The sequence below is a fragment of the Wolbachia endosymbiont of Drosophila willistoni genome (assembly GCF_040084705.1).
GTDB lineage: Bacteria > Pseudomonadota > Alphaproteobacteria > Rickettsiales > Anaplasmataceae > Wolbachia > Wolbachia pipientis.
In genome coordinates, this window is record NZ_CP157591.1 from 1,074,851 (window position 1) to 1,090,760 (window position 15,910).

At 34.7% G+C, this 15,910-nt stretch carries 17 protein-coding genes and 1 other RNA gene; 8 read left to right on the top strand and 10 right to left on the bottom strand.

All coding sequences use genetic code 11. The features are described from left to right. Window positions 1-162: 162 nt before the first annotated feature. The gene (gene ftsZ, locus ABL518_RS05540) at window positions 163-1,359 is read left to right on the top strand and encodes a cell division protein FtsZ (protein WP_010962790.1); all 1,197 of its coding nucleotides are present in this window, start codon (window positions 163-165) and stop codon (window positions 1,357-1,359) included. Further along, window positions 1,359-1,757, top strand: coding sequence for an EVE domain-containing protein (locus ABL518_RS05545; RefSeq protein ID WP_007549395.1), 399 nt, complete (start codon window positions 1,359-1,361; stop codon window positions 1,755-1,757). The genes ftsZ and ABL518_RS05545 overlap by 1 nt, the downstream gene beginning before the upstream one ends. Window positions 1,758-1,790: 33 nt before the next feature. On the opposite strand, the gene ABL518_RS05550 is transcribed toward ABL518_RS05545, so the two are convergent. Then, window positions 1,791-1,970 (bottom strand): hypothetical protein, encoded by a 180-nt coding sequence (locus ABL518_RS05550; protein ID WP_022626337.1) that lies wholly within the window; start codon window positions 1,968-1,970, stop codon window positions 1,791-1,793. Window positions 1,971-1,985: 15 nt separating this feature from the next. After that, the gene (locus ABL518_RS05555; RefSeq protein ID WP_255322244.1) at window positions 1,986-2,117 is read right to left on the bottom strand and encodes a hypothetical protein; all 132 of its coding nucleotides are present in this window, start codon (window positions 2,115-2,117) and stop codon (window positions 1,986-1,988) included. 24 nt (window positions 2,118-2,141) lie between these two features. On the opposite strand from ABL518_RS05555, the gene ybeY reads away from it, so the two are divergent. Both ybeY and ABL518_RS05565 read left to right on the top strand, forming a co-directional pair. Further along, window positions 2,142-2,594: an rRNA maturation RNase YbeY gene (ybeY, locus tag ABL518_RS05560; RefSeq protein WP_010082473.1), complete on the top strand. Its 453-nt coding sequence runs from the start codon at window positions 2,142-2,144 to the stop codon at window positions 2,592-2,594. A gap of 86 nt (window positions 2,595-2,680) precedes the next feature. Continuing rightward, the gene (locus ABL518_RS05565; protein WP_010082472.1) at window positions 2,681-3,469 is read left to right on the top strand and encodes a succinate dehydrogenase iron-sulfur subunit; all 789 of its coding nucleotides are present in this window, start codon (window positions 2,681-2,683) and stop codon (window positions 3,467-3,469) included. A 3-nt stretch (window positions 3,470-3,472) separates the two neighbouring features. On the opposite strand, the gene ABL518_RS05570 is transcribed toward ABL518_RS05565, so the two are convergent. From ABL518_RS05570 to ABL518_RS05585, 4 genes are read right to left on the bottom strand one after another with little or no spacing between them, the layout of a single operon-like run. Further along, window positions 3,473-4,609 carry a hypothetical protein gene (locus ABL518_RS05570; RefSeq protein WP_070356889.1) on the bottom strand — a complete coding sequence of 379 codons (1,137 nt, stop codon included), beginning with the start codon at window positions 4,607-4,609 and terminating at the stop codon, window positions 3,473-3,475. 42 nt (window positions 4,610-4,651) lie between these two features. Next, window positions 4,652-5,431: a GNAT family N-acetyltransferase gene (locus ABL518_RS05575; RefSeq protein WP_010082453.1), complete on the bottom strand. Its 780-nt coding sequence runs from the start codon at window positions 5,429-5,431 to the stop codon at window positions 4,652-4,654. After that, entirely contained in the window at window positions 5,421-5,903 is a 483-nt protein-coding gene (locus ABL518_RS05580; RefSeq protein WP_006279290.1) for a phosphatidylglycerophosphatase A, read from the bottom strand. The genes ABL518_RS05575 and ABL518_RS05580 overlap by 11 nt, the downstream gene beginning before the upstream one ends. A gap of 19 nt (window positions 5,904-5,922) precedes the next feature. After that, window positions 5,923-6,906: an NAD(P)H-dependent glycerol-3-phosphate dehydrogenase gene (locus tag ABL518_RS05585; RefSeq protein ID WP_010962796.1), complete on the bottom strand. Its 984-nt coding sequence runs from the start codon at window positions 6,904-6,906 to the stop codon at window positions 5,923-5,925. Between the two features lie 325 nt (window positions 6,907-7,231). Here ABL518_RS05585 and ABL518_RS05590 point away from each other — a divergent pair, with 325 nt between their 5' ends. Then, a complete protein-coding gene (locus tag ABL518_RS05590; RefSeq protein WP_010962797.1) occupies window positions 7,232-8,002 on the top strand; it encodes a response regulator transcription factor in 771 nt (256 codons plus the stop codon). 51 nt (window positions 8,003-8,053) lie between these two features. On the opposite strand, the gene rnpB is transcribed toward ABL518_RS05590, so the two are convergent. Then, an RNA gene (gene rnpB, locus ABL518_RS05595) (RNase P RNA component class A) lies at window positions 8,054-8,403 on the bottom strand. Window positions 8,404-8,560: 157 nt separating this feature from the next. After that, a complete protein-coding gene (locus ABL518_RS05600) occupies window positions 8,561-10,687 on the bottom strand; it encodes a hypothetical protein (protein ID WP_095742742.1) in 2,127 nt (708 codons plus the stop codon). Between the two features lie 224 nt (window positions 10,688-10,911). Between ABL518_RS05600 and nuoE the strand changes: the two genes are divergently transcribed. The 3 genes from nuoE (at window position 10,912) to ABL518_RS05615 (ending at window position 13,136) form a co-directional block, all read left to right on the top strand. Then, window positions 10,912-11,412: an NADH-quinone oxidoreductase subunit NuoE gene (gene nuoE, locus ABL518_RS05605; protein ID WP_010962799.1), complete on the top strand. Its 501-nt coding sequence runs from the start codon at window positions 10,912-10,914 to the stop codon at window positions 11,410-11,412. Continuing rightward, a complete protein-coding gene (gene tgt, locus ABL518_RS05610; protein ID WP_010082445.1) occupies window positions 11,413-12,627 on the top strand; it encodes a tRNA guanosine(34) transglycosylase Tgt in 1,215 nt (404 codons plus the stop codon). It abuts the gene before it with no gap. A 191-nt stretch (window positions 12,628-12,818) separates the two neighbouring features. Continuing rightward, a complete protein-coding gene (locus ABL518_RS05615) occupies window positions 12,819-13,136 on the top strand; it encodes a hypothetical protein (protein WP_010082444.1) in 318 nt (105 codons plus the stop codon). Window positions 13,137-13,142: 6 nt separating this feature from the next. On the opposite strand, the gene ABL518_RS05620 is transcribed toward ABL518_RS05615, so the two are convergent. Together ABL518_RS05620 and ABL518_RS05625 are read right to left on the bottom strand one after the other, a co-directional pair. Continuing rightward, the gene (locus tag ABL518_RS05620; RefSeq protein WP_095742743.1) at window positions 13,143-14,414 is read right to left on the bottom strand and encodes a M16 family metallopeptidase; all 1,272 of its coding nucleotides are present in this window, start codon (window positions 14,412-14,414) and stop codon (window positions 13,143-13,145) included. Continuing rightward, window positions 14,411-15,031: a superoxide dismutase gene (locus ABL518_RS05625; protein WP_010082437.1), complete on the bottom strand. Its 621-nt coding sequence runs from the start codon at window positions 15,029-15,031 to the stop codon at window positions 14,411-14,413. Before ABL518_RS05625 ends, ABL518_RS05620 begins: the two co-directional genes overlap by 4 nt. Between the last annotated feature and the right edge of the window lie 879 nt (window positions 15,032-15,910).

Here is a 15,910-nt window from a genome sequence, read left to right on the forward strand (position 1 = left end):
TAAGAATCTAGTTATTATAATTAACGGCACTTATTAGTATAAATGTTAAGAATAAGTAAATCCCGTTTACTATTTACGCCTATAGAAGTGAAAAGTATTTGCATATTATTAAAAAAGCGGTAACTTATTATCAAGTGAATTCGCTAAATTTGAGTAATTTAAATGTCTATTGATCTTAGTCTGCCGGAGTTGCCTATATTACACCCAAGGATTACCGTTGTGGGAGTGGGTGGTGCTGGTGGAAATGCTGTGAATAACATGATCCAATCTAATTTGCAAGGAGTGAATTTTGTTGTCGCAAATACTGATGCTCAAGCACTAGAAAAGTCGTTATGTGATAAAAAAATTCAGCTTGGCATTAATTTAACTAAGGGGCTTGGTGCTGGTGCTTTGCCTGATGTTGGCAAAGGTGCAGCAGAAGAGTCAATTGATGAGATTATGGAGCATATAAAAGATAGTCATATGCTTTTCATCACAGCAGGAATGGGCGGTGGTACTGGAACCGGTGCAGCACCGGTAATTGCAAAAGCAGCCAGAGAAGCAAGAGCCGCAGTTAAGGATAGAGCGCCAAAAGAAAAAAAGATATTGACTGTTGGAGTTGTAACTAAACCGTTCGGTTTTGAAGGTGTGCGCCGTATGCGCATTGCAGAGCTTGGACTTGAAGAACTGCAAAAATACGTGGATACACTTATTGTCATTCCAAATCAGAATTTATTTAGAATTGCAAATGAAAAAACTACATTTTCTGATGCATTTAAACTTGCTGATAATGTTCTGCACATTGGCATCAGAGGAGTAACTGACTTGATGGTCATGCCAGGGCTTATCAATCTTGACTTCGCTGATATAGAAACAGTAATGAGCGAGATGGGCAAAGCGATGATCGGCACCGGAGAGGCAGAAGGAGAAGATAGAGCAATTAGTGCTGCAGAGGCTGCAATATCTAATCCATTGCTTGATAATGTATCAATGAAAGGTGCGCAAGGAATATTAATTAACATTACTGGTGGCGGAGATATGACTCTGTTTGAAGTTGATGCTGCAGCCAATAGAGTGCGTGAAGAAGTAGATGAAAATGCAAATATAATATTTGGTGCTACTTTTGATCAAGCGATGGAGGGAAGAGTTAGAGTTTCTGTTCTTGCAACTGGCATTGATGGTCGCAATAATAAATCAGAAACTTCACCTATAAGTCAGAGCGAAGACTCAGAGAAAGAGAAATTTAAGTGGCCATATAGTCAAAGTGAAAGTACACAAGACAAAACACTGGAAACAAAACCAGCTGAACAGGTAAGCGAAGGAGCTAAGTGGGGCAGCAATATCTATGATATACCAGCTTACTTAAGAAGAAAAAAATAATGCAATTTTGGCTACTTAAGTCAGAGCCAAGTGAATACTCATGGCAAAAAATGGAAAAGGAGCAGGTAGTTGAGTGGGATGGTGTGCGCAATTATCAAGCTCAAAATTACATGAAAATTATGAAAGCAAGCGATCTTGCGTTTTTTTATCATACAGGTAAAGAGAAAGCAATACTTGGAATCGTTGAAGTATTTAAAGAGTATTATCATGTTAATGATCCCAAGTTCGGATTAGTGAATGTAAAGTTTTTGAAACCTTTAAATAACCAAGTAACGTTAAATAATATAAAACAAAACCCACTTTTGAAAAATATGACTATATTAAAACAACCACGTTTATCAATTGCCCCAGTTTCGGAAATTGAATGGAATGAAATAATAAGGATGAGTGATGTGTAATACCTGTCATTTCAGTTCCTAAATGATGTCATCTCAGCACACAACGCACAGCTGTATGAATATTTGTCTCGAAGGCAGTGCATTAAACGTTATAGCCGATTTTGCATCAAACACAAAGGTGTCATTCCAGTGCTTGACACTGGAATCCAGCCTTAATGCAACCACATTAAAGCCGTTGTGTTTTAATATAAGATTAGCTACTTTTATATTCACTAACTTGATGTCTAATCAAAATTCCTGGATCCCAGTGCCTAGACACTGGGATGACATCCTTCTAGTGTACAATATTCGTACAGTTGTGTACATGACACAAGGGTCTATAACTCTTCTTTTTTGGATTCCAGTGTCAGCTATTTGCATGACACCCTTACTGATGTGTCACTCATGTTAGAAGTAAATATTCTTGACAAGAAATGGTGCAGCATTATAGAAAATCCTAAAAATTTTGTATTAGGTGTCATCAATGCTTCTCTAAAAGAATTAAAAATAGACCACTATAAACCAAATATATCAATAGCTCTGGCTGATGATGACTTGCTACATCAACTTAATTTAAAATTTAGAGAAATGGATAAGCCAACTAACGTACTATCATTTCCGTATGAACAATTGTCTAATGAGTGCGATTTAGGAGACATAGCAATTTCAATAGACACAATAAAAAGAGAATCGCATGAGTATTATATACCCATTCTTGCTCACATTGCACACATGTTAGTGCATGGATTACTGCATTTACTTGGTTATGATCACCAAAAAAAAGATGAAGAAATTATAATGAAAAATCTAGAAAGGGAGATTTTAGCTTCGCTTGGCTACAATATGTGTGCGATTTAAAAGGAATTTAATAAAAATATAGTAGATGATAATAAAATATGTTATCTACAAAGGGTTTTAGCTATAAACAATAAAAGGTAAGTGATATGGTTCAGTTTTCTTTGCCAAAGAATTCTAAAATTAATCAAAAGGGCAAAATTTATCCTATTCCTGCTAGAGCAAAAAACATCAGAAGATTTCAAATTTACCGTTGGTCTGCTGATGACGAGAAAAACCCTAGAATAGACACATTTTTTATTGATATGGATAGTTGTGGCCCTATGGTACTTGATGCATTAATAAAAATAAAGGATGAAATAGATTCGACTTTAACTTTCAGACGTTCTTGTAGAGAAGGCATATGTGGATCTTGTGCCATGAATATTGACGGAACCAATACTCTTGCATGTACTAGATCTATACATGATATAAAAGGTGACGTAAAAATATATCCATTACCTCACATGTATGTAATAAAGGACCTAGTCTCGGATTTGAGCCAATTTTATGAGCAATACAAATCAATTAAACCTTGGTTACAAGCAGATAAGCCTGCCCTACCAAATAAAGAATACTCTCAATCTTCTGAAGATAGAAAAAAATTAGATGGCTTGTCCGACTGTATATTATGTGCTTGCTGTTCGACTGGTTGCCCAAGCTACTGGTGGAATAGTGATAAATTTTTAGGACCAGCAATACTATTACAAGCTTACAGATGGATTGCTGACAGCCGTGATAATAAGACAGGTGAAAGACTTGATGTTTTAAACGACCCATTCAAGTTGTATCGTTGTCATACAATAATGAATTGCACAAAAACTTGTCCTAAAGGACTTAATCCAGCAAGAGCAATAGCGAAAGTAAAACAGCTCATGGTAGAGAGAGAAGGAGTTTAAGTATTATCTTTTGCATTCTTCGTAAGAGAACAGCAAACCTTCCGAAGCGTAGGGTATTGTTAATACCCTGAACGCTTTTCCGTTTGTGAAGTGCATCGTATCATCGTACGATTCAAATAATTTTTTGAACAACTCATGTCTTTGGTTACTAATAGTTTGAAAATCCTCTTTTTCTAAAAGCTTTTTAGATTCGAAGAGGTAAAGCATAACTTCGTGATAAGTTGGGTAAGATGCCAAAAATTTTGGGTCAAATTGAAAGGTTTTTATAAAAGCATTATTATAAAATTTTAGCTTTTGATTCTTACTATATATTACTATAGCAACCGGTAACCTCTCAAGCAAATTTTTCTGTGTAGCTAAATAACTGTTTAATTCAGTATATAATTTCTCTGCATCACTAACATCTTTCCCATACATTACTATGCTACCAGAAACTTGTATTGGAATTTTAACAAAATCGAAAACCTTAGGTTCGTTCTTATAAGTTATGACATGTCTTCCTGGTTTTGTGCTATGAGCGCTACCGGTAATAGCAAATTTCTTAGAACCATCTACATATTTATCATAAAACAAGTTATAAAATTCCACCTTTCTACTCTTGTTATATCTTAGTATTGGAAATGGTAAAGAGTTGAAAACGTTTTTATAGCTCTCCACTTCCTGTGTAAGCTTACTATTTTCTAACTCAAGTCCGTTAGCCTTTATCTTACAGTCTGAGACATTCCTTATCCATAACAGCACACCTATCACATTGTTAGAATCATCTATTATGCTTCTACCGTAACATATGCAATAAACCTCACTGTCTTTTGACTTTAAATCTAGAGTAAAAGATTTATTTATTTCCTTTGCCTCAACAAAATTTTTGATTAAGCTTTCTGATTGCTCAAAAAAATTCACAAACTCATTAAATGAGTAAAAAACAGTATTAAGCAAAATTAGTAAATTGGGAGAGAACTTTTCTATACGTTTTTTTGCATCCCAAATATAAAACCCATCATTCACAGTATCAATTAAATTATTTATGATAACATTTTGATGCTGTAAGTTCTTAATCTTATTACTAATTTTTAATTTAGAATAAGAGAGAAAGAATAATATTAGAATCAATATTAAAACCACTTCATACAAAAAAAACATAGCACTTTTAAAACAAATGTAAAAATTTGTAACCGCTCAGAATTATGCTGAAGAGGTATATAAGTAAAGATTGCCTAACATTTGAAAGCCCAATCTCTTATAAAGGTTCACAGAAGATTTCATACAATGTGCTACTATATATTTGCATTCAAGCTGTTTAGCTATCTTTATTCTTTCTAAAACCATTTGGGTACCTATTCCACGATTCCTGTAAATTGGTAAAACTCCATCACTATAAAAACCAGCTACGCTATCTTGAACATAAAGACCGCATGTCCCAATAATTTCATTATTTAGTGTTACAAGAAAAAATCTTAATCTTGAGTTCTTATCATCATAATTTGATAATCCGCGAAAAAATGTGCTGACAATTCCAACGCCATGATAAAAAATTTTAGAAGTGTGTAGATCTAACTGTTCTAAGAGGTTGCTACCATTCACAGCATTTAACCTCAAGTTTGGAATAACATCAGCAGGTAAAAAGTAATTTTTCATATTAAGTAAAGCTTTTTTTTGTGTGCTAACGTGTTTTATTTCACACTTTTCTAAAATATCTCTTATTTTCATATGTGAATTTATTACCCATGTTGCTTCTATATCTCTTGTTCTGAGATAATCTAGAGTTTTTTGTATAGAAAGCTCGGTACATTGATCTCCACAGAACACAAAATTAAATAATGACTCCCTGGTACCATTTATTGTAAATATGATGTTATCAAATTCATCGTGTACTTCCCACTCAGATAAATTCGCTGTGTACAGTATATAATCCTTTAGATTTTGAACAATTAAGCTTGAATAATAAATTTTTTTATCCTGCATACACCAACAATAAACAATAAAAGGCTCCTATAAGAACACAGGCTAAAATTGCAGCTATAACGTCATCTAGCATAATACCTAAAGGACCTTTGGTATTTTTATCGATTAAATTTATAGGCCACGTTTTTATTATATCAAAAAACCTAAAAGAAAAAAAGCACAACAACAATGAAGAACAATTCATCTCTTGGCTTAACAATATCGAAACTAAAAGTATCGTCAGCAATTGACCAACCACTTCGTCAATTACTACCTCTTTTGGATCACATGAAGTCTTGTAATGTTTTATATAATTACCTGTAGACCATAATCCAATTAAGAATAAAAAAGAAATAATTGCTGCACCTAAAATTTTGTTGCTCAGGATTACAGGAACAAGCGGAAAAGAAGCCAAACTACCCACAGTACCTGGCATTTTTTTTACTGTTCCAGACAGCCACCACGTTGATATTAATTTATATAAAAATTTCACAATATATCCAAATACAAAATTAACTTATAAGAACAGAAAGAGTATCCTCTATAGAGGCGCTTTCATACAATAATCTATAGACCGCTTCACATATAGGCATTTTTATCTTTAGCTTTCCTGCTAAATTAAATATGGACTCAGCAGTGCTAAAACCTTCAATCACTGACTTGCCTTCTGACAAAATCTGCTGAACATTAAAGCCATTGTCACTATTACCTATTTTAAACCCAAAAGATAAGTTTCTTGAATTCAAGGATGTGCATGTCATAATTAGGTCACCCAGACATGCTGGCCCAAGTAGTGTATTTATATCCACACTACCGTCACCAATTTTTGCTGAGTATAAAGCCTTAATTTCGCTCATACTTTTCGTAATCAATGCTGCATGAGCATTAAACCCAAGTTTACTACCTAGAACAATCCCACACGCTATAGCAAAAACGTTCTTTAACGCTGCACAAATCTGTACTCCTATAATGTCGTTACTAAACTCCAATTTAACATTTTCTTGTTGCAGCTCTGATACTAGCTTTGAACCTAATGTGTTATTTTGGCATGCAAGAACCATTGAATAGGGTAATTTTCTTGCAACTTCTACAGCAAAGCTAGGACCTGAAAAAATAGCAATAGGATTGTTAGGTAAAATTTCATTTACTATTTCACTAGGTAATTTTAATGTAGACTTTTCTATTCCCTTACAAGCTAAAATTATTGCTACATCTTTTTTCAGATTACAATTATGCAATTGCTGACATACCTTCCTCAGAGACTGAGTGGGAACAGCGAGGATTGTTACTGAAGCATTAATTATGTCTTCTATAGCCAATTTTACTGACACATTATCAGAAATTCGACAACCGGGTAGCTTGTCACTTTCTCTTTTCCCGTTGATTGATTCAAATGTAGTTTCATTGTGAGTCCACAAAATCACATCTTTCTTACTACCTAATGAAATTGCGATTGCTGTACCCCATGCACCAGCACCTAAAATTGATATTGCCACACAATATTCCTGAAAATATTACTTATACTTTAAAATAGTAGGATAAGTAAATTAAAAATATAACACAGACATATAGAATAGTTAAATATTTATTAACCGAAGTATTCTTTTAATAATAGTAACTTTAATTCAATATTTACTAAAAATATTATTACTATCATGGTATGTCTATTATATTTTAGATCTATTTATATAACTTTGGAACAATATATTTACTATTAATTAATAAGTGTAATTTTGATCATTTGTTAATAAAAATTTGATTTATTACTTTCCTTAGTTATATATATTACTAAAATTATAAATTATTTATGGGGTGTAAAATATGCGTATATTATTAATTGAAGATGATCAAGTAAGTGCAAAGACTGTAGTTAACGCCTTAACTTCTGATGGACACTTCTGTGACGTTGTTACTTCTGCACAAGATTATAACAATAATATGGTTTCCTCAAACGGAGATTACTATGACCTAGTTATTTTAGATATACACTTACCTGGTGATATTGACGGATATGATATATTGTTAAGACTAAGAAGTGCAAAAATCAAAGTTCCTGTCTTAATACTTTCATGCATATCCGCTGTCAATCACAAAGCTAAAGGACTCGGGTATGGTGCCGATGATTACTTAACCAAGCCATTTCATAAAAGCGAGTTATTAGCTCGAATTAAGGCCATAGTGCGTCGTACTAAAGGCCATCCTGAATCGGTGATAAAGATTGGTAATATAAATATCAATTTTGATCACAGGGTTGTTGAGGTGAAAGGTAAAACGGTTCACCTTACTAATAAAGAGTATTCTATGATAGAATTGCTAGCACTGCGTAAAGGAACAGTACTAACAAAAGAAATGTTCTTAAATCATCTTTACAATGGCTTGGATGAACCTTCAGATAACAAGATAGTTGATGTTTTTATGTGCAAATTACGTAAGAAACTTGAAAGTGCAAATGATGGAAAAAGCCACATAGAAACCGTTTGGGGCAGAGGGTATGTTCTGAAAGAGTATATTGATGATGATGAATATTCTAATGTTAATGTAGGCGAAAGTAGTGATGGCTATCAAGCAGAACAAGTGAAGGACAACGCATGAAATGCCTACACATTTAAATATAGCATGGCTTATATCGCACGTATCATGTGAACGCCTAGGTGAAATATAAGCCGAGTTCTGTTTATGTAGCTATTTATCTGGAGTAAATGTTACCATTTACCGCATGCGATTTACCCGAGTAGATATGAGGAAAACATAAAATCTACTTCTATTTAATCTTGCTCCTAGTGTTGGTTACTCGACTACCAATGTTGCCATTGCCATGGTGTGCTCTTACCACACCTTTTCACCCTTACCTAAAAATATTTTAGGCGGTAATTTTCTGTAGCCCTATAACTGGAGTTACCTCCGGCGGGCATTACCCGTCACTATTTTTCCTTGGAGCCCGGACTTTCCTCTGCTATGTTTATCACACAACAGCAGCTACTTATTTCACCTAGGAATTATACTTTAACATGAAAATCACAAAAGCAAAAGACAATTTCCTAACAGTCTACATATTAAAAACATTTAGACAAATAGCTAAAGGTGATATTCCGGCACATCATCACTATCCCAAGATAAGCTTTTTTCACTTTTAGACTCCGCTTCAGTTAGTCAAGAGCCTGGTCCACCGCTTGAAGACGATGAGCTACTTCTTGATCGACTACTACTTTCTACTGATATACTATTTAGCACTGTTTCAGATTGATATATAGTTCGCATTCTGTTACCAGTGGTAAAAATTTCTTCATCGCTACTTGAAGATGATCGCCTTCTATAACCCAAATCAGTTAGTTCTAATACAGGAGCAGCATTACGACCCTTAACATATCTATATGCTATGAATCCTATAATTCCAACAATACCTATTGCTCCAACCAAAGATCCCCCTATCATTCCTGCCTTATTAGACCCTATAGCAAGTTGAGTAGGTTGTGGTGAAGAAGTAGACTGAGGAAGTAAAGTCGTGGTGAATATAGGAGTTGTTGACTCTTTTGTTCTAGTACTTGGTATACTAAATACTGTTTGTGTAGTTTTCTCTGAGCTTGTTGTTGGCGCAGTTGGTTCCACTGTTACTGTGCTTGTTTGAGTCGTTGACTCTGTTGAAGGTTTATTCGTTGTAGAAGTAGGTGCAACGGCTTCTGTTGTTGGCTTCACTGTTACTGTACTTGTTTGAGTCGTTGACTCTGTTGAAGGTTTACTCATCGTAGAAGTCGACGCACCAGTCGCTGCTGTAGGTTTTACAGTACTTATTTCAGTTTCCGAAGGCACATTAGTTGACGTTGCAGTAATCGTGGTTGCTTGTGAAGTAGCAGTTGTTTTTGTTGCTGTTGTTGGCTCCACTGTTACTGTACTTGTTTGAGTCGTTGACTCTGTTGAAGGTTTATTCATTGTAGAAGTAGGTGCAACGGCTTCCGTTGTCAATTTAGTAGTCTTCACAGCGTCGGTTTCTGCTGTGCTAGTAATTGCAGCAGTCGGCGTCTTCTTAGAAGTCACAACCGTTTCTGCAACAGTTATAGGAGCCACGGTACTACTAGAAATAATATCTGGCGTTAATCGACCGTTAATGATATTAACAAAATCACTGAGAGTTTTGATGCTATTTGCCGGTATTATTGTTGCTTCAGAAGATTTTCCAGAGCCGTTTTGATTAAAAGTTACAATATTTTCTCCACTTACCGCAGTTACGATAAAACCACCCTGACCGTTGCCTTTAATATATAATTGCTCTATAGGATCTGTAAATTGATAGATAGGAAAATCTGACACTGATCCATTTTTAAGTAGAGTTGCTATATGTAACCTCTGCTCATTAGCTGATTGGTCATTTTCAAGAAAAGCAACTAGATCATTTCCTTCCGTTTGTTCAACATACTGCAAAAAGCTTATTTCATGTTCTCTAGAAAGAGATAGTGCTTTATTATCTATTTGACCTTTTCGATTACCAAGTAAAAAGCCATTAACTCTATCCTTCAGACCCTGAATCACTTTAGCCATATCAAATTTAAAAATACGTGTTTTTCTCACCTCTTGATTTTCCTTAGTAATCCTTTTGCTCACTTGCGAATAAAGCATCGTGTTTCCATTTAATGCCAATTGCCCCTGATTATCAAAATTGAACAATTTTCTTTCTGTAACACCTTTTTCTCCAGTCAATACCTTAAATTTTCCGCTCTCGCTTGACTTTAAGTACCAAGAAACTAAAGTTTGATCCTTTAAGTTATGGGCGATTACAATTACGTCACCATTACCAACTTTCACTGCTCTTGGTTGAAAGTAACTATTGCCCACATTTGCAAGACTATTATTATCAATATTCTTTTGTAATTTTCTTTTATCTAAATGTTCAACTGAAGGAGTATTAACTGATTGTTTAATTCCGTAAGTGTTAAAAGATAAGCCTTTAACGCATTTTTCTCCTTCTTCGCTAATTCCTTCTTCAGGAAAGATAACTCCAACTTTATCTATTTCAGCTGAATCTTCTATTAATGTGAGAGATAATTGATCTTTGAATTCATTTGCTACGCTGATATTTGTACCACATTCGTATGTTTTTGATTGATATAATGGACTAATAAGTAATTTTACTTTACTGCTCCCATTACCATTATCTTGATAGCTGAGTCCGTAAGCAACTCCATTCCCCTCAATTAATTCTACGTTTGTTGGATTAAAACCTATCGCTTCTTTAATTTCCGGTGTATTTGAGTTGATCCCGAGCAATCTTCTTAATATAGACATAATTTTATTTAAAATATTAATAAAATGCTATTATGATTACTCCTGTGTGTTAATGTCAATGAAAATTTTAACTAAAATTAAAAAATTAATATAATATTTTATACTAAAAGGTAAATATAAGCTTGAAGAGGGCTAAGAAGCTTTATGCTATTTCTCAAAAAACCAACAATTGCAATCATTGGTTCTACAGGTATAATCTGTTAAAGTTTACACGAGTCTCATGAATGATAGAAAAAGAAGAGCAGTTTAGTTTTACATCAGAAAACCTCAAGAAAGCGGGAAAGTTTATAGAGATGTATCCCAAAGGTAGAGAAGGTAGTGCTGTTATGCCTTTACTATATCTGGTTCAAGAGCAATGCGGATGGGTTTCTGAATCTGCTATGCGTTATGTTGCTGATATGCTGCATATTCCACATATTCGTGTATATGAAGTGGCAAATTTTTACACCATGTATAATTTAAAACCAGTAGGCAAATATCTAATACAAATTTGTAGAACAACTCCTTGCTGGTTGTGCAATAGTGAAGAAGTTTTAAATACCTTTAAAAAAAAACTTGGAATCAATATCGGTGAGACTACTAAAGATAATTTGTTCACTTTAAAAGAAGTTGAATGCCTAGGTGCATGCGTTAATGCTCCCGTTGTGCAGATCAATAATGACTTCTATGAAAATCTTACTCCTGAGAAAGTAGAAAACATCATAACAGAACTTTCAGGCAAATAGATGAAAGAAGAATTTTCATTCAAGAGAATCAAGCAATCAGGTTCTGCAAGAGTTGGAACAATTAAAACTCCAAATGGAAGCGTAGAAACCCCCGCTTTTATATTCTGCGCAACAAAAGCTGCAATTAAAGCTGCAGATATTGAAAGAATAAGTGAAGCTGGTACCCAAATCATACTTTCCAACACCTATCACCTAATGCTTCAACCAGGAGAGAATACTGTTGCAAAACTTGGTGGTTTGCGCAAGATGATAGGATGGAATGGGCCAATGCTAACTGACTCAGGTGGATATCAGATATTTAGCTTAGGCCACGGATCAGTTTCGGAAGAGATAAAAGGAATAAGAAAAAAACAAAAAACTTTGATCAAAATTAATGAGGATGGGGCAATTTTCCGTTCTTACATTAATGGTAAAATTTATTGCTTAACTCCTGAAAAATCTGTACAAATTCAACAGAAATTAGGTGCAGATTTAATCCTAGTTTTAGATGAATGCACTCCATTTCACGTAAGCAAAGAATACACAGCAAAATCAATGCTCATGAGCCACAGATGGGCTGAACGTTCTTTAAATGAATTTGAAAAAAACAATAATGGCAAGCAGGCACTGTATGGAATTAGTCAAGGCGGAGTGTATCAAGATTTACGTAGAGAAAGTTGTGATTTTATCAACGATTTGCCATTTTTTGGTCAAGCAATAGGTGGATCACTTGGTCAAAGTAAAGAGCAGATGCATGATGTAGTTTCTTTCACTATGGACCACCTGAAAAAAGACAGGCCTACTCATTTGCTTGGTATTGGTGGAATTGTGGACATCTTTCGCGGAGTAGAGCTTGGAATTGACACGTTTGATTGCGTGCATCCAACCCGCTTAGCAAGGCATGGTGGCGCACTTGTTAAAGTAAAAAACAGAAATTCTATTTCTTCAAAGTGCAAAGAGCATATTAATTTGCGGAATCAACGATTTGAGCTGGACAACAACCCAATTGAAAGTGACTGTTTATGTTTTACCTGCAGAAAACATTCAAGAGCTTATATACACCATTTACTGAAAGCTAAAGAGCTCCTGGCTTACACGCTCGTTACCATTCATAATATTTTCTTTATGAATAAGTTAATGGCATCAATAAGGCAGGCTATATTAGATGATAGGCTAGATCGGGAGAAAAATAATTGGATTAGTGAGACACCACTACACTGTGAATTATACACCTAGTTCATATTTTTCTACGCTTATTTTATATTCCCTAAAACAGAAAAAGCCTTCCTCTTCCTACTCTTTCTTCCTTGGCTAATCCATAGTTAGCGTTTTTTGCACATGTGCGTTGCATTTTTTAATCTTCTTTAAAAACTTGACAATACATGACAACACTGGTATGTTAAAAATATAGTTTTTGTGAGGTATTTATGGTTAACAATAAAGAAAAACATCAAATAGCGTTTTGCGTTTCAGCCGTTACATTCTTAGCTGGGTTATCATTAATCGCAACTGCAATTGCAGTGGGTACCGTACCTGCTATAGCTGCTTGTCTAGTGATAGGAGGAATTTTGACTGTCTTGTCTGGTGTGCAAGCAGTAGAAAGCTATTTATTTTTACGAAACAGCGAGAAAACTTTGAATAAACTGATAAGTAATATACGCGATGAACCAGAAAGCAAACTTTTTATAGAAAGGATTTTGCAACCGTTCATTGAACTTTTTAGTGAGCTTAAGCAACATAATTAAAGTACACTAAGCTTTAAGCATAGAAACCACTTTATCGTAACTTGGCAATGATTCAATTTCTCCAATTGCAGCTAGAGTGGTTTTTCCATGCTGAGATAACAATTCTTCTGCTGCTTTTTTTACGTTAGCAGTGGTAACTGCACTAATTTTTTCTATTAATTCATTTTTACTGATGTACCTATTATAGTTACCGTAGTAGTGTCCCAATGTTTCAGCACGTGAGCTAACACTTTCGCGTGACATTAAAATTTGGGATTTTACTCGCTCTTTCACTCTATTTACTTCTTCTTCCTTCAGATCATCTGTAGACAACTTCTTCAACTCTGTCGTTATAGATTTTAAAAGCTTATCTAAGTTACTACTGTCTGTACCAGCAAAAATGGAAAACATTCCTGTATTAGTATAGCTGGAATTAAATGAATAAACAGAGTAAGCTAATCCCTGCTTTTCCCTTACTTCCTGAAATAAACGTGATGACATTCCGCTCCCTAATATAGAATCAAGCACTTGAAACGTGTGATATTTATCGTCATGGCGAGAAACACTAGGTAGACCAATTAGCAAGTGTACCTGATCTAATTTACGATGTTCTAAATACTCACCACCAGTACAGCTCGCATTTTGGCTTTTTTTCAGCTTTTTAGAATGAATCTTTGAGAGAAAATCTTTGGTTAATGCAACAACTTCTTCATGTTCAACATTTCCTGCAACGGCAAATAGCATATTCTCACCAAAGTAATGCTCATTTATGTAATTATCTAGATCTCCTCGAGTAAAAGATTTTACAGTATTTTGCGTGCCTAAGATTGACCTACCAAATGGTTGGTCTTTATAAGCTGCCTCAAAATATTTGTCGAAAATAATGTCACTTGGTGAATCATTAGTTTGAAAAATCTCTTGTATTACAACACCCTTCTCACGTTCCAATTCATCTTCTGGAAACGTGGAATTCATCAATATATCTATTAATATATCAATACCAGTTTTTATGTCTTTCTTGAGGACTTTTGCATAATAGGTGGTGCTTTCCCTACCGGTGCTAGCGTTGAAAACTCCACCTATGTCATCAAAAGCTTTTGCAATTTCAAAGGCAGTTCTTGTCTTCGTCCCTTTGAAAGCCATGTGTTCTAAAAAATGGGATATTCCATTTTGCTTTGCACTTTCTGCTCTACTGCCAACACCAACTCGTATGCTTAAAGCTACGGAATCAATATCACGCACCTGCTCAGTTATTATGCGCAGACCATTATCTAATTTTGTTACCCGGGGTATATTCATCTCATATATTCTTCTAAGTTCTCTTCTGCAAAATCCCAATTAATCAAATGATCAAGGAAAACTTTTATGTAGTCAATTCTACGGTTTTGACAATCTAAATAATAGGCGTGCTCCCACACATCCATAGTGAGTAGTGGCACTTGGCCATAAATTATTGGCAAATCTGCATTTGGAGTCTTGGTGATTTTGAGCTTTCCTAACCTACCTTTTTCGAGCACTAACCATACCCATCCACTGCCAAACTGGCTTACTCCATGACTCGAAAATTCTTCATAAAATTTATCAAAGCCACCGATATCGTCTTGAATTTTTTTTGCTAGAAGACTACCATCTTTAGGCTTACCACCACCATTTTTTTTCATTGAATTCCAATAAAAAGTATGGTTCCAAACTTGTGCTGCATTATTAAATATAGGCAAGTTGCCGCTATTACCATGCACTTTTGTTATTAATTCCTCAATTTTTACATGTTGATAATCCGTATTTTCAACTAGCTCATTGAGTTTATTTAAATATCCTTTATGGTGCTTATCATAATGAAAATCTAAGGTTTTTGCAGATATATAAGGCTCCAAAGCTGTTTTATCGTATGGTAATTCAGGTAAAGTAAAACTCATAAAAACCTCTTTATTTCTAACCTACTTGGATGGTAGGGCAATATATGCTTTTGTGCAACATATAATTAATAGCTAAAACATTTAGGTATCTATTGCATTATTCTAAATTATACTACAATAACGATTATTATATAAGCCATAGAAATGGATTAAATGCAAAAGTTACTTGACACCCTTCGCCAACCCCCTTATCATGAAACTGAAGCTATTGTATTTGCTTTCGCCAATCTGCAGATTAAAAGGTAAGGATTACTTAATGTATCGGCGTCTTATGTTCAATTTTTTGCAGTATATAGATACTGTATGTCTTTACAAAACTTCATCTACATCTAGATTTTTATCTAAATAAGCTGAACGCGCTTATAAAGCGTTACAAGACATCAAAAAATGCCAATACTCGACAGAGATAGTAAAAGACTAGCTAACTCGGGGATTCTTTGTCTTTTTTTCTGCTTAGTAAATTTCTTAAACATTTGCAGCGTAAGTTAGTTGCAATTAAAAGCGGCTGAATCTCGCTTGTCAAGCGTTTAAAACATAAAAAACGCCAATATTTTAAAGCGGATAATAACCACGGGGCTTCTTTTGCCTTTTTTTTCACTTGGTGAATTTCTTAATATTTATAGCTAAACAACAACCGTCATCCCGCAGCGGGATCTATGCTTTGAGATACCGCGAATGAATCGCGGTATGACGGTGTAGATGATGGTTAAGTATCCCGCTGCTTGTTAGCGGCTAAGAGATACCGCGAATGAATCGCGGTATGACGGTGTAATGATGGTTAAGTAATTCGTCATTCCGCTACGTGTTAGCGGGATCTAGAGATACCGTGACGGTATGACAAGGGAGAACAGTTGTATTCCTGCACAATTTATTCTCATG

Bases quoted from the DNA above. Each gene is read 5' to 3' on its own strand.
- tgt (WP_010082445.1), top strand. From the start codon at position 11,413: ATGAAAGAAGAATTTTCATTCAAGAGAATCAAGCAATCAGGTTCTGCA.
- nuoE (WP_010962799.1), top strand. From the start codon at position 10,912: ATGATAGAAAAAGAAGAGCAGTTTAGTTTTACATCAGAAAACCTCAAG.
- ABL518_RS05575 (WP_010082453.1), bottom strand. From the start codon at position 5,431: ATGCAGGATAAAAAAATTTATTATTCAAGCTTAATTGTTCAAAATCTA.
- ABL518_RS05565 (WP_010082472.1), top strand. From the start codon at position 2,681: ATGGTTCAGTTTTCTTTGCCAAAGAATTCTAAAATTAATCAAAAGGGC.
- ftsZ (WP_010962790.1), top strand. From the start codon at position 163: ATGTCTATTGATCTTAGTCTGCCGGAGTTGCCTATATTACACCCAAGG.
- ABL518_RS05570 (WP_070356889.1), bottom strand. From the start codon at position 4,609: ATGTTTTTTTTGTATGAAGTGGTTTTAATATTGATTCTAATATTATTC.
- ABL518_RS05600 (WP_095742742.1), bottom strand. From the start codon at position 10,687: ATGTCTATATTAAGAAGATTGCTCGGGATCAACTCAAATACACCGGAA.
- ABL518_RS05555 (WP_255322244.1), bottom strand. From the start codon at position 2,117: ATGCAAATAGCTGACACTGGAATCCAAAAAAGAAGAGTTATAGACCCT.
- ABL518_RS05625 (WP_010082437.1), bottom strand. From the start codon at position 15,031: ATGAGTTTTACTTTACCTGAATTACCATACGATAAAACAGCTTTGGAG.
- ABL518_RS05620 (WP_095742743.1), bottom strand. From the start codon at position 14,414: ATGAATATACCCCGGGTAACAAAATTAGATAATGGTCTGCGCATAATA.
- ABL518_RS05590 (WP_010962797.1), top strand. From the start codon at position 7,232: ATGCGTATATTATTAATTGAAGATGATCAAGTAAGTGCAAAGACTGTA.
- ABL518_RS05615 (WP_010082444.1), top strand. From the start codon at position 12,819: ATGGTTAACAATAAAGAAAAACATCAAATAGCGTTTTGCGTTTCAGCC.
- ybeY (WP_010082473.1), top strand. From the start codon at position 2,142: ATGTTAGAAGTAAATATTCTTGACAAGAAATGGTGCAGCATTATAGAA.
- ABL518_RS05545 (WP_007549395.1), top strand. From the start codon at position 1,359: ATGCAATTTTGGCTACTTAAGTCAGAGCCAAGTGAATACTCATGGCAA.